Source organism: Corynebacterium sp. Marseille-Q4381 (assembly GCF_036881695.1).
Lineage (GTDB): Bacteria > Actinomycetota > Actinomycetes > Mycobacteriales > Mycobacteriaceae > Corynebacterium.
In genome coordinates, this window is the sequence record NZ_JBAJNR010000003.1 from 180,862 (window position 1) to 193,807 (window position 12,946).

At 66.3% G+C, this 12,946-nt stretch carries 10 protein-coding genes; 7 read left to right on the forward strand and 3 right to left on the reverse strand.

Annotated elements, in window-relative coordinates; genetic code table 11:
* Nucleotides 1-15: 15 nt before the first annotated feature.
* Entirely contained in the window at nt 16-831 is an 816-nt protein-coding gene (locus tag V6D40_RS03980; protein WP_334289063.1) for a hypothetical protein, read from the reverse strand.
* Entirely contained in the window at nt 824-3,922 is a 3,099-nt protein-coding gene (locus tag V6D40_RS03985) for a DEAD/DEAH box helicase (protein ID WP_334289064.1), read from the reverse strand. Before V6D40_RS03985 ends, V6D40_RS03980 begins: the two co-directional genes overlap by 8 nt.
* A gap of 98 nt (nt 3,923-4,020) precedes the next feature.
* Here V6D40_RS03985 and putP point away from each other — a divergent pair, with 98 nt between their 5' ends.
* The 3 genes from putP to V6D40_RS04000 are packed head-to-tail and all read left to right on the forward strand — an operon-like array spanning nt 4,021 to nt 6,690.
* Nucleotides 4,021-5,583, forward strand: coding sequence for a sodium/proline symporter PutP (putP, locus tag V6D40_RS03990; protein ID WP_334289065.1), 1,563 nt, complete (start codon nt 4,021-4,023; stop codon nt 5,581-5,583).
* Between the two features lie 7 nt (nt 5,584-5,590).
* Nucleotides 5,591-6,190, forward strand: a complete 600-nt coding sequence (locus V6D40_RS03995) for an HNH endonuclease family protein (protein ID WP_334289066.1) — start codon at nt 5,591-5,593, stop codon at nt 6,188-6,190.
* A gap of 11 nt (nt 6,191-6,201) precedes the next feature.
* Nucleotides 6,202-6,690 (forward strand): DUF2269 domain-containing protein, encoded by a 489-nt coding sequence (locus tag V6D40_RS04000; RefSeq protein WP_334289067.1) that lies wholly within the window; start codon nt 6,202-6,204, stop codon nt 6,688-6,690.
* A 165-nt stretch (nt 6,691-6,855) separates the two neighbouring features.
* Here the strand turns inward: V6D40_RS04000 and V6D40_RS04005 are convergent, their stop codons facing one another.
* Nucleotides 6,856-8,913, reverse strand: a complete 2,058-nt coding sequence (locus V6D40_RS04005) for a DEAD/DEAH box helicase (RefSeq protein ID WP_334289068.1) — start codon at nt 8,911-8,913, stop codon at nt 6,856-6,858.
* 42 nt (nt 8,914-8,955) lie between these two features.
* Between V6D40_RS04005 and V6D40_RS04010 the strand changes: the two genes are divergently transcribed.
* The 4 genes from V6D40_RS04010 to V6D40_RS04025 are packed head-to-tail and all read left to right on the forward strand — an operon-like array spanning nt 8,956 to nt 12,921.
* Entirely contained in the window at nt 8,956-9,918 is a 963-nt protein-coding gene (locus V6D40_RS04010; protein ID WP_334289069.1) for a hypothetical protein, read from the forward strand.
* Between the two features lie 26 nt (nt 9,919-9,944).
* The gene (locus V6D40_RS04015) at nt 9,945-10,820 is read left to right on the forward strand and encodes a hypothetical protein (RefSeq protein WP_334289070.1); all 876 of its coding nucleotides are present in this window, start codon (nt 9,945-9,947) and stop codon (nt 10,818-10,820) included.
* Nucleotides 10,821-10,842: 22 nt separating this feature from the next.
* Entirely contained in the window at nt 10,843-11,526 is a 684-nt protein-coding gene (locus V6D40_RS04020; protein ID WP_334289071.1) for a hypothetical protein, read from the forward strand.
* 9 nt (nt 11,527-11,535) lie between these two features.
* Nucleotides 11,536-12,921 carry an amino acid permease gene (locus V6D40_RS04025; RefSeq protein ID WP_334289072.1) on the forward strand — a complete coding sequence of 462 codons (1,386 nt, stop codon included), beginning with the start codon at nt 11,536-11,538 and terminating at the stop codon, nt 12,919-12,921.
* Nucleotides 12,922-12,946 lie beyond the last annotated feature (25 nt).

The window sequence follows — 12,946 nt, forward strand, 5'->3', positions numbered from 1 at the left end:
GCAACCCTGTACGCGCTAGTCGTCTTCTTCGACCAGCGTGTCGTACAGGTCTTCGATGTCGGCGACCGCGTTGAGCAGGTCGATGTTGGTAAACGACACGCTTTCCAACGCGCGGCGCAGAAGGTCGGTGTCGGAATCGTCGATCATGGGGGCGATCTTGGGGTTCGGCAGGTCGGGCATGTCCCGGCCCGACCAGAAGTATTCGGATCCGGCTTCGGCGTTGGCTTTGGCGATGGTGTACGCCCCGTCGCGAAGCGATGCCTCCACCGCATCCATCGCCATGTTGCGGATGGCGAACACGGTGGCCGGCTGCTGGTTGATGCGCCGGGCCGCCGCGACGGCGACGGCGACGGCGTGCTTGCACACATCAGCAGGGTCGGGGCAGTCGCAGAAGAAACGGAACTCCTCCGGGGCGGCCCCGAGGAAGACGTCCAGCACCTCGTCAGGGAACTCGCCCTTCTCTGCCCGCTCAAGCCCGCCAGGCGTTGCCGCCATCGCACTCATCGCCTGCTTCAGCTCTTCCTGCGTGCGTACCGGAAGGATGAAACCGGCGTAGAACGGTTCGTTCTGGCTGCCCGCCACGCTTGCGTCCATGGAGTTCGGCCGCACCCGAAGCTCGGTGACGTGACCTTTCTCAGCGTAGTCGCGGCCCCGCTTCACGCGCCCCGCGTCTGTGCGGCGAAGCGCGGCATTGAGCACCACCATCGCGGCGTGGGAGAGCTGGTCCGCAGGCTCTGACACCGTGGGTGAACCCGTCTCCTCCGGGGAGCTCACGCGCCGGCGCGCGCCAAAGTTGGCGTAGATGACGTTGTCTTCGCTCGGCCTATTCACGGTGCCCCCTGAAACTAATGAGCTTGGCCAGGTCATCGGCGTCGAGCTCGGTGATCCAGCCCTCGCCCTCCCCGACCACGGCGCCGGCGAGGTGCATCTTGCCGTCAAGCACTTCCTGGATGCGCTCCTCCATCGTGCCGCGGGTGATCATCTTGTACACCGTGACATCCTTCTGCTGGCCGATGCGGAAAGCGCGGTCCGTCGCCTGGTTCTCCACCGCAGGGTTCCACCAGCGGTCCATGTGCACCACAATCGACGCCGCGGTGAGGTTCAACCCCGTGCCGCCAGCTTTCAGCGACAGCAGCATCGCGGGAGGACCGTCCGGGGATTGAAAGCGCTCCACCATCGCGTCGCGGGCATTTTTGCCCACCCCGCCGTGCAGGAACGGGATCTGCTCACCGAGCCGCTCGCTCAAGTACGGCTGGAGGATGTCGCCGAACGCCTTGTACTGGGTGAAGATCAGCACGCGCTGGCCGGTCTCCGCGGCCTGGTCGAGGATCTCAACCAGTTTCTCCACCTTGCCCGAGCGGTGGCGCCCCTTGATGGTGACCGGGGAGCCGTCGCCGAGAAAGTGCGCCGGGTGGTTGCAGATCTGCTTGATGCGGGTGATCATCGACAAAACGAGCCCGCGCCGCGCCATGCCCTCGCGGCGCGCCAGCTCGCGCCCCATCTCCTCGGTCAGCGCGGTGTAGAGCGCGCCCTGCTCCGCCGTCATGTCCACCCCGATGACGTGCTCGGCCTTATCCGGCAGGTCGTCCACGATCGCCTGGTCCGTTTTCAGGCGGCGCAAGATAAACGGCGCGGTGAGGCGCTGCAGCCGCTGCCCCATTTCCTCGCTCAGCGCGTCGTCGCCGCGCTCGATGACCTTGGCAAAGTGGTTGCGGAAAAAGGCTTGCGAGCCGAGCATGCCAGGGTTCACGAAATCGAGCAGGCTGCGCAGCTCCGCCAGCTTGTTTTCGATCGGGGTGCCGGTGAGCGCAATGCGCTGGCGCGCCGGCAGGCGCCGCACGCTTTTCGCCGCCTGCGTGCCAGCGTTTTTGATGGCCTGGGCCTCGTCCACCACCACGTGGTCCCACTGGATCGCCGAGAGGTCGGCGGAGTCCCTGCTCACCACGCCGTAGGAAGTGATGACCAGGTCCGCCTGGCTCGCGGCTGCGACGAGTTCCGCCCCGCGCAGGCGCCCGTTGCCGTGGTGCACCACAACCTTCATGCTTGGCACGAACTTCTGCGCCTCGCGGGCCCAGTTGCCCACCACCGACGTCGGCGCGATGACAATGGACGGCCCCGCTTTCCGCCCCGCGTCTGCCTCGACCGCGAGGAGCGCGAGGAGTTGGAGGGTTTTGCCTAACCCCATATCGTCGGCAAGCACTGCCCCCAAGTTGTTCCTGGACATGAAATACAGCCAGTCCACCCCTCGCCGCTGGTACTCGCGCAGCACCGCTTGAACGGTGGGCGGGATGTCAACGCGCTCGGGCGCCGGGCGGTCCGTGCCGCCGAGCAGGGAGTTGTACCAGGTCGCGCCGGTGATCTCGACCGGCGGTTCCAAGCCCGCCTCCGCCGAGGACTCGAGCGCGAGCTGGCGCAGCTCGGACGCGGACACCGTGCCGCCGAGCTCCTCTTTCTCCGCCTCCTTCATCTCCTCGCGCAGCTTGGCCGCGTGCGCCGCGAGTTCCTCAGCGTCGCCGCTACCCGCTGCCTTCGCCATCGCGGCAAGCCGCTCGGCCGCCTCCACGCGCTGAGTCAGCTCCTCAAGACTCGATTTGTGCAGCTCGCGCATGTAGCGCTCGGTGCGGGCGAGCCCGGCCTTATCCGCCAGCACCCACTCGCCGCGGAGCTTCACTAGGCCGGACTTGGAGTTGACCAGCTCCCGCATCTCCTCGTCGGTAAGTTCCATGTCGCCGACGGAGACGCGCCAGTCGTACTGCATGAGCGTGTCGAAGCCCAGGTGGCGCACAGTGGATGTGTCGTACGGGTTCTGCTCGCGGGTGACGTGCAGTTTCGCGCGTGTCTCCGCAGTGGTCCACGCCTTCGGCAGCATGACGGCGAAGCCCACGGCGCGCAGCCTGGATGCGCCCGCGCGGACAAACTCCGCGATCTCGTCGGCGGTTAAGTAGATGTCCCAGTCCCCGTCGTCGGGGCCGCCCTGCACCCCCAGCGGGTGCGGGTGGCGGGCTGGATCCACCAGGTCGGTCGCGGCGACCGCGCGGGCGAGCTCGCTGCGCAGGCGCTGCGCCGTCTGCCCGTCGTAGTCGTGCTGGCGCACCGGGCGCGGCGCGTCGGTGCCGGAGCGCACCTGCACGCGCACCGGCCACACGTTGGCGTTTGCGCTTTCCCCGCCACCGCCCTCGCCGTCCTCCAGCGGCGCGTCCGCGATGAACACCAGCTGCAGGTTGACAGCGGCGATCGAGCCGTTCCAGTCCCCCATCCGCCGCGACAGAAGCGCGCTGCCGCGGCGCAGCGGGGCGCCAGTGAGCAGCGAGTTGATGAAGTCGTGCCGGCCGTACGGGCGCGCATCCAGGGCGGTGCCGGCGTCGCGCAGCCGCTCGGTGGCAATCCAGTGGACCAGCGTCTTGGCCATGTCCTCGCTCAACGTGGGGTTGTTCGCAACCAGCACCCCGGGCGCGGCCGCGACCATGGACGCGAGCCAACCGCGCTCCGCCACGCCGGTGCCGAGCTGCCACTGTGCGTACCAGAGCGCGTCCTTCAGCGGCACCTGGATAGTCACGCGCCCGGCGCGCACGAAGCGGTCGAGGCCGCGGAACATCTGCACGAGCCAACGCAGGTCCGGCGCGAGCGCCCCGCTCTCCTCCGGCGCCAGCTTGGCCAGGCCGGATAAGAGCAGCACCGTGTCTTCAGGCGTCAGCGCCGCCGTGGGCGCCACCAGCTCCACGGGGCGGCCCTTGGGTGTTTGCAACCGGATCTGGTTGCGGTGGCGGAACTTGTTGCCGTCTATCAGCTCGTGCACCACCGGCGGAAACGTCTCTGGCCCAACCTTGTCCATGGTGACAATGCGGTGGCCTTCGACCTGCTCAACCCACATGTTGAGGCCGGACTCCGGCAACCAGAGTCCGTGGAGCAGGAATTGAGGCATACCCACTGTTATAACACCCTCCTCAAACACGGCCGTGAGCGTTCATTTAATGAAGTACGATGTCATCCACATCACACTTTTAGTGAGAAGGAGGAAACATGTCAGACAATTTTTGGCTGGTGCTCGCCATCGTCTTGTACTTCGGCGCGATGGTTGCCATCGGCTTCTACTCGTGGATGAAGACGAGTAAGTACGACGACTACGTGCTCGCCGACCGCGGCCTAAGCCCGTTTGTCGCCGCGCTGTCCGCTGGCGCGTCGGACATGTCGGGGTGGCTGCTCATGGGTCTGCCCGGCGCCCTGTACGTCTCGGGCATGAGCGAGCTGTGGATCGTCATCGGCCTGTTCATCGGCACCTGGGCAAACTGGAAGTGGGTTGCGCCGCGTCTGCGCGCGTACACCGAGGTCTCCAACAACTCGATCACGCTGCCCAGCTTCTTTGAAAACCGCACCCGCGATTCTTCGCGTGTCCTGCGCGTTACGGCTGCGCTGATCATCATCTTCTTCTTCACGTTCTACGTTTCCTCCGGCATGGTCTCCGGCGGCCGCTACTACGAGTCCACCTTCGGCGGGGATTACGTCACCGGCATGCTCATTGTCGGCTCGATTACAGTGCTTTACACCTTCTTCGGCGGCTTCCTCGCCGTGAGCTACACCGACGTGGTGCAGGGCATCTTGATGTTCGCGGCTCTTATGATCGTTCCGATCATGGCGCTGATCGCCGTGGATAACCCGGGCGACATCTTCTCCTACGCCACCTCCAACCCGTACGGCCCGTGGCCGGAGGGTAACCCGGACTACTTCAACGTGGTCGCCGGCGTCTCGGTAGCAACCATCATCGGTAACTTGGCGTGGGGCCTGGGCTACTTCGGCCAGCCGCACATTGTCACCCGCTTCATGGCGCTGCGCTCCCCCGCTGAGGCGCGGGCAGGCCGTCGCACCGGCATGATCTGGGTCGCTTTTTGCTACGTTGGCGCGATCTTCACCGCGCTAGCAGCCACCATCTACTTCGGCACCACCACCGACTTCGTCACGGACCGCGAAGGATTCGAGACCGTGTTCCTGGATCTCGCGCGCCTGATGTTCCACCCGCTGATTGCCGGCATCATTCTCACAGCCGTCCTGGGCGCGATCATGTCCACGATGTCCTCGCAGCTGTTGATCACGTCCTCGGCCCTGATCGAGGACCTCTACCGCATCTTCAAGAAGGAGCCGAGCCAGGGCGCTCTACTCTTCTTGTCGCGCACCATGGTCGTTGCCATCGCTGTCATCGCAATGTTGATGGCGTTTAACCCGTCCGACACCATCCTCGGCCTCGTCGGCTTCGCGTGGGCGGGCTTCGGCGCCGCATTCGGCCCGGTGGTACTCGCCTCGCTGTACTGGCGCCGCCTGACCGCCCCTGGCGCGATCGCAGGCATGATCGTCGGCGCCGTGACCGTCTTCGTCTGGGGCACGTTCTACGGCGACATCATCTACGAGATCGTCCCGGGCGTCATTCTGGCCACCCTCGCGATGGTCGTCGTCTCGCTGATGACCCAGCCGAAGCCGGGTGTTGAAGCGGAGTTCGATCGCGCGGTTGCCGTCACCGATTACGCCCTTGCCCACCCCGAGGTCAGCTTCGCCGACGCGCTGCGGAACCAGGAGGGCGCAAAGGGCGTCTAAGAAGGGTGTGCGACGCTACCTTCTCATCCTGACCGCTCTCACAGCACTCACCGTGCCGTTCCCCACGGGGCAGCTGCTTGTCGACGCCCCCTTACAACCCCGCTTCACCACCACCGGATACCAGCGCCAACAGGCGTTCGGACCGGGGTGGGCAGTGGGCCCCAACGGTTGCGACAGCCGCCAAACCGCCATGGCCGCCGCGTGGTCCACGCCGTGCACCGTCGCCTACCGCGACTGGGACGTCGGCCCCATCCGCGACCCCTACACCGGCGACAATCTCCTCCCGATAGACGTGGAGATCGACCACATCTACCCGCTCTCCGCGGCCTGGGACATGGGCGCCCACGCCTGGCCGCAAGAGATGCGCCTCGCCTTCGCCAACGACCCGCTGAACCTCACCGTCACGTCGTCGCGGGCCAACCAGTCCAAGTCCGACGCGCTGCCCGGCGAGTGGATGCCGCCGGACCGCTTAGCCCGCTGCGCCTACTCCCGGCGTATTTCGGCGGTGGCATCGAAGTACAACCTGCCGTTCACACGGGAAGATCAGCGCGCTATGCGGCGCTCGTGCGGAGGGTTTCAGGGTCTCATTTCCCGCAGATCCCTGTAGTGTTGGGCGTCATGAACACATTTTTCGTCTTCCTGCACGTCGCTGCAGCGATCGTTCTGCTCGGTCCCGTGGTGGTTTCCTCTTCAATGTTCCCGGCAGAAGCCTCCAAGGCGCGCGCCGGCGGCGAAGAGTCCACCGGTCACGCATCGGTGCTGCACAAGATCACCCGCAACTATGGCCTCCTCTCCCTGCTCGCCCCGCTGCTCGGCGGCGTGGTCATGGCCATGGACTGGGAGGTGCACAAGTCCAACTACCTGCTGCACACCGCCATCGTGCTTTCCGTCATCGCGTGGGCGATCCTGCTCGGCATGGTGATCCCGCAACAGCGCAAGATTATGGGCTCCCTCGGCGCGCTTGAGCCGGCCGACGCAGCTCCTGGCGACGTCACCGAGAACTTCGAGAAGGCCAAGGCTAAGGCAGCAGCCGGCGCCGGCATCTTCAACCTGCTCTGGTTCCTCACCCTGATCCTGATGTTCGTCCCTGCCCCGGACACCTGGTAAACCGCCTGCGCGAAGACCAAGAAAGTGCCCGCCCTCGTTCATTGAGGGTGGGCACTTCCCGTTTGGGCAGTTGCTGATAGCGGGTAACTCCGCAAGGCCGTCACGACGACCTGCGGAAACGCGAACCAGGCCGCGAGTTATCCGCTATCACCGTCCGGCGCGGCGCTAGTCGCGGTCCCGGTTCCGGAACCCACCGCCGCGGCCACCGCGGTCGCGGTCCCGGCCCCCGCGGTACCCGCCGCGGTCGCGGTCGCCCCGGTAGCCGCCGCGGCCGCCCCGGTCGCGCGGCGGCGCACCGTGGTCGCGCTGGATGTTGATCAGCTGACCGGAGATGCGGGTGTCGCTCAGGCGGTCGAGCACGGACTGGTCGAGGTTCTTCGGCAGCTCAACCAGAGTGAAGTCGCCACCGATGGTGATGCGGCCGAAGTCCTTGGAGCTCAGCCCGCCCTCGTTAGCCAGGGCGCCGACGATGGCACCCGGGCGGACGTGCTGGCGCTTGCCCACATCCAGGCGGTAGGTGTCGAAGCTGCCGCGGTCACCGCGATCGAAGCGGTCGTCCCGGTCGCGACCGCGGCGGTCGTCGCGGTCGAAACGGTCGCGGCCCCGGCGGTCCTCGCGGTCGAAACGATCGCGGTCGCGGCGGTCGCGCTTGTCCTTCGGCGGCTCCTTCATCAGGAACTCGTCGCCGGCCTGGGCCTGGGTGGCCAGTGCTGCGGCGACATCGTCCATCGGGACGTTGTTGGCCGCGGAGTACTCGCGCACCATCGACTTGAACACGTCCAAGTCGGAGGCCTCCAAGGACGCGGTGATGGAATCCATGAACTTCGCCTTGCGGCTTTCGTTGACCTCGTCGACCGTCGGCAGGTCCATTTCCTCGATCGTCGCGTTGGTCACGCGCTCGATGGAGCGCAGCATCCGGCGCTCGCGCGGGGTGACGAAGAGGATGGCCTCGCCGCTGCGCCCAGCGCGGCCGGTGCGGCCGATGCGGTGGACGTAAGACTCCGTGTCGTTCGGGATGTCGTAGTTCAAAACGTGGCTGATGCGCTCCACATCGAGGCCGCGGGCGGCGACGTCGGTGGCGACCAGGATGTCGAGGCGGCCGTCGCGGAGCTGATCCACCGTGCGCTCGCGCTGGTTCTGAGCGATGTCGCCGTTGATAGCGGCGGCGGAGAAACCGCGGGCGCGCAGCTTCTCGGCGATCTCCTCGGTCTCGTTCTTCGTGCGCACGAACACGATCATGGCCTCGAACTCGGTAACCTCGAGGATGCGCGTCATCGCGTCGAGCTTGTTGCGGTGCGCGGTGAACAGGTAGCGCTGGGTGATGTTGGTGTTGGTGCGGGTCTCGCTCTTGACCGTCACCTCGACCGGGTCGTTGAGGTACTGCTTGGAAATGCGGCGGATCGCACCCGGCATCGTCGCCGAGAAAAGAGCAACCTGCTTGTCCTCCGGGGTGTCCTCGAGGATGCGCTCGACATCTTCCTGGAAGCCCATGTTCAGCATCTCGTCGGCCTCATCAAGCACCAAGAAGCGCAGGTTGGAGATGTCCAGCGAGCCCTTCTCCAGGTGGTCGATCACTCGGCCCGGGGTGCCGACGATCACCTGCGCGCCGCGGCGCAGGCCAGAAAGCTGGATGCCGTAGGCCTGGCCGCCGTAAATCGGCAGAATGTGGATGCCGCCCAGGTGATCGGCGAACGACTGGAAAGAGTCCGACACCTGCAGCGCGAGCTCGCGCGTCGGCGCAAGCACCAGCGCCTGCGGGTAGCGCTCCTTCGGGTCGATCTGTGACAGCACCGGCAGCGCGAACGCCGCGGTCTTGCCCGTACCGGTCTGCGCGAGGCCGACAACGTCGCGGCCCTGCATCAGCAGCGGGATGGTCTGCGCCTGGATCGGCGACGGCTGCTCGAAACCGACGCGCTTGACGGCGTCGACGACCGTGCCCGGCAAGCCGAGGCCGTCGAAGCCGTTGTCTTCGGCCGGCTCCTCGGCAGGCTCCCCAGCCCCAGCCGGCTCTTCTGTCTCGATTACCTCTTCGAGGGTGACAATGCCCTCGGCGTTGGCTGCGTCGTCCGCAGCGCCGGTCTCCTCAGAAACCCCCGCATCCCTGGTGTCGTTTTCTGCGGCTGCGTCAGCAGTGGCCGCGACATCCTGCGGGTTATCCTGATTTTCCGACAAGTTCATGTCCGGCTTATTCTCGCCGCCGGTGGCGTTTTCGGAAATGCTCATTGTTCGCCCACCTTACGCCGTTGACCCGTTAATCTGCTATTTGTGATTTTTCTGCGCTCCTCGAAACTCCTCGCCACGCTCGCCTGCTCCGCGCTGCTCGCGAGCTGCGGTGTGCCGCTGTTCGGCCAGGCTGGTTCTGGGGTGGACAAGGGTGCGTCGGCAAGCAGTGCCCCCGACTTACTCGACACGGCCGAAACCGACGAACCGTACGTCGACGTCGACCCGAATCTGTTTATCGAGGGCTCGGGCGCCACCGTCGCGGGCACACCGGAATCCGGTGTTTCCGGGTGCTACCTGATCGACAAGACTCCCGAGGACCCGCGGCTGAGCGCGCTCGTTGTGTGCCAGGCACGCTTTCGCTATCCCACCCCGGATATCGAGTTCGACGGAGGCTGGCCCAACCCGCCGTTCGCCAACGTCGTCTCCTTCGATTTCGACGCGGAGAAATTCGAAACGGGGATGTCGCCGGGTTCGCAAGGGTTCATGTCCCCGCCGCGCGCGCTCGAGCCGGGTGAGCGCGTCACCATTTACGGCACGACGATCTACCACTTGCGCGACGGCGGGTTCCGCGCCGAGCGCGCCGGCGAAGGCTACGAGGTGCACAGCGGGGTGATCCAGCACGACTGGGATTCGACCGACCGCGTCGCGCAGTCCAAGGAGCCGGTGGACAAGGGCACCGTCTGCGGCCGCGTCTACTCGCTGGATAACAAGGACCGGCTTGTCGTCGCCGCCGAGGACGGCACCATCTGCCCCGCCGCCATGGACGCGATGGACGGCTACATCACGGCGCTGCGGGAGGGAGATAGCAGCATCCAGGGCAACGCCGCGCTGTGGGAGTCGCCGGAGAACTGGGGCTGCTCCGGCCGCTACTTCTTCGACGGCGAGGAGTACGTCGGCGCCAACGGCAAGCTCAGCTGCAGCGCGGGCGGGTTGAACGGCAGCGCGGCGGGTGACGGCAGCGGTTCCGTCGTCGCGGTTGAACCGGACGATTTGCCCCGCCTGTAGCCCTTGGCTCACGTAATCTCGTGGGCATGTCGTTTCTTCCCCGGCCCGCGGTAATCGCCGCCGCTTCGTGCGCCGTGCTGCTTGGCGCCACCGCCTGCGCAGGTGGCCAGGACGCGGTCCCGGAACCGACGATCGACGCCGCACCTGCAGCGACCCGCTCCGCAGAGACGTCAGCGACCACCGCGACGTCAGCGACCACCGAGACCACCGCGGACGCCCCGAAGATGCTCGAGCGCAGCGCCAACGAGTTCGAGGTCCCAGGCGCCTACCACGAGATGTACGCCGTCGCGCTCAAGGAGGACGACGCGACCTGCGTGTACAAACCCGGCAACTATTTCGGCTGCGAGGTGAATTTCCAGGGCGTGCTCCCGCCCGACGAGCAGCCGTACGAGTTCACCAGCGGCCCCGTCGATTACGTGGGCTTTTTAGACGACAAGTTCTACACCTCCGTCCTCGTCGGCGGCGGCGACGGCCCGGGGGTGTACCACCCGCTGAACCCCGGCGAGTTCGTCGAGATCGGTAACGTGACGTTTACCCGCAACCACGACGCCTCGGTGCGGGTGACGACGGGTAGCCACTGGTTCGAGATCGACGCGGACGGCCAGTACAGCTCCGACAGCTTCGACCCGGCCGCGGGCGGCGCATCGACGCAGGAGGTCGCCGCAGGCCCGGCCACGTGCGAGACGTTCGACTACTCCGGGCGTTTGTTCGTTGTCGAAGCAACTGATGCGAGTCTATGCGCCGCTGGCTCCCAGGCCGCGCAGGGCATGACGCGCGAGCCAAGCTCCCTGCCGCGCGAGTACGAGATTGACGGCATCTCGTTCACGTGCGAGGACAAGGGCGGCGAGCGGTCGGTCTGCACCGCGTCCACCGGCGGCCGCGTCGAGGCCCAACCGGCCTAAACCTGCGCCGTAGGATTGCCCCATGGCCATCCTCCGCACCCGCCCGCTGCTCCTCGCCGCCCTCGCATGCGCCGCACTCACCGCCTGCGGCACGGACGCGCAGGAGCAGGCGCTTGACGACGCCCCCACCACCTCCTCCCAAACCCCCTCCCCTGCAAACACGCACACCTCGGAAGCCCCAACCCCCACCGAGACCACGGGCACCAGCGAGGCCACGGAAACCACCGAGCCCACCGAGGCCACCGCCGCGCCAACTACCGCGTCCTTCGACGCCGCCCCCGCGCCCGCAGTGGAGCGCGACCCCGCCGACTTCACCGAGGCGGAGCCAACCGACCCGTTCGCCGCGTACGCGATCACGCTCTCCCCCGGCAACACGTGCGTCTACTACGCAGGTGGCGGCTACTTCTCCTGCGACCTCGCGCTGGCAGGTGCCCTGCCGCCTCTGGACCCGGACTACGGAGCACCCGCCGGCCAGCACCCGGACGTCATCATGTGGGGCGACGACCGCGGTTTCGCCGTCACCCACTCCACCGGCGGCGGCGAGGGCGCGCCGGAAGCTGCCCAGCTCTTCCCCGGCCAGAAAGTCACCGCCGGGGATTACACCTTCCAGCATTTCCAAGACGGCACCATGCGCGTTGAGCGGGCCGGGCACTGGTTCGAGGTCTCACCCCAAGGTCAGTACTCCTCGGATCGCTTCACCCCTTAAGCTCATCGTATGAATTCCGCCCCTTCGGCGCCCGCACGAGGCCTGACACACCGTCACATCCACTTCATCGCACTCGGCTCCGCCATCGGCACGGGCTTGTTCTACGGCTCTGCCGGCGCGATCCAGGCGGCGGGTCCCTCGGTGCTGCTGGTCTACCTGCTCGGCGGGGCGGTCGTGTACTTCATGCTTCGCGCGCTCGGCGAGATGAGCGTGCGCCACCCGGTGCGCGGCTCGTTCGCCGTGTACTGCCGCGAGCACCTGGGCGGCTTGGGCGGCTACATCACCGGCTGGATGTTCGCCTTCGAGATGATGATCGTGTGTTTGGCTGACCTCACTGCGATCGGCATCTACATGAAGTTCTGGTTCCCCGACACCGCGTCGTGGGTGTGGATCGCGGTGACACTGCTCGTCATCGGCGCGGCGAACCTGGCCAGTGTGCGCTGGTTCGGAGAACTCGAGTTCGCGTTCACGCTGATCAAGGTCGCCGCGGTGGTGGCGATGATCGTCGGCGGCGCGGCGATTCTCACCTTCGGACTCGGTGAGAACCCCGCGATGACCGGCATCGACAACCTGTGGAACGACGGCGGCTTCTTCCCCAACGGCGGCCAAGGCATGATCGCCGCGTTCATCCTCGTGCTCTTCGCCTTCGGCGGCACCGAGATCATTGGTGTCGCCGGCACCGAGGCAGACGACCCGGACCAGGCGATCCCGAAAGCCGTCAACACCGTGCCGCTGCGTATCCTGCTTTTCTACGTGCTCGCCATCCTGGTGATTTTGATGCTGAACCCGTGGCGCACCATCACCGGCGACGAGTCGCCGTTCGTGCAGATCTTCTCCACGCTCGGCGTCTCCTGGGCAGCGGGGCTACTCAACCTCGTCGTGATCACCGCGGCGCTCTCCGCGATCAACGCAGACCTCTTCGGTACCGGGCGCGTGCTCACCGGCTTGGCCAAGGAGGGTCTCGCGCCGCGCGCCATGGCGAAGACAGTGCGCGACATCCCCGTCATGACCACAGTCTCGCTACTCATCGTGCTGGTTGTGGGAGTGGCGCTCAACGCGGCGTTCCCCAACGTCTTTGAAACCATCGCGGCACTGGCCACCTTCGCCACCGTGTTTGTATGGTTGATGATTCTGCTCGCCCACATCGCGTCTAGGCGCCGCATGACGCCCACGCAAGTTCAGGCGCTGCGCTTCCCGGTGCCGTTTTGGCCCTACGGGCAGTGGTTCTCGGTGGCGTTTATCCTCTTCACTTTCGGCATCATGGCGTGGCTGCCGCAGTACCACTTGGCGCTCGCGGTCGGCATCGGGTTCCTGCTGGTCATGACGGTTTTGTACTTTGTAACGGGGCGTCCGCAAGCAACTGCCCAAGCGCACACCGCCTACGACCGCAAGTAGCCGCGCTCAGATACCACCATTGTGG

Excerpts from the sequence above, each read along its gene's own strand:
- V6D40_RS03985 (WP_334289064.1), bottom strand. The coding sequence starts at position 3,922 with ATGCCTCAATTCCTGCTCCACGGACTCTGGTTGCCGGAGTCCGGCCTC.
- putP (WP_334289065.1), top strand. The coding sequence starts at position 4,021 with ATGTCAGACAATTTTTGGCTGGTGCTCGCCATCGTCTTGTACTTCGGC.
- V6D40_RS04000 (WP_334289067.1), top strand. The coding sequence starts at position 6,202 with ATGAACACATTTTTCGTCTTCCTGCACGTCGCTGCAGCGATCGTTCTG.
- V6D40_RS04005 (WP_334289068.1), bottom strand. The coding sequence starts at position 8,913 with ATGAGCATTTCCGAAAACGCCACCGGCGGCGAGAATAAGCCGGACATG.
- V6D40_RS04015 (WP_334289070.1), top strand. The coding sequence starts at position 9,945 with ATGTCGTTTCTTCCCCGGCCCGCGGTAATCGCCGCCGCTTCGTGCGCC.
- V6D40_RS04020 (WP_334289071.1), top strand. The coding sequence starts at position 10,843 with ATGGCCATCCTCCGCACCCGCCCGCTGCTCCTCGCCGCCCTCGCATGC.
- V6D40_RS04025 (WP_334289072.1), top strand. The coding sequence starts at position 11,536 with ATGAATTCCGCCCCTTCGGCGCCCGCACGAGGCCTGACACACCGTCAC.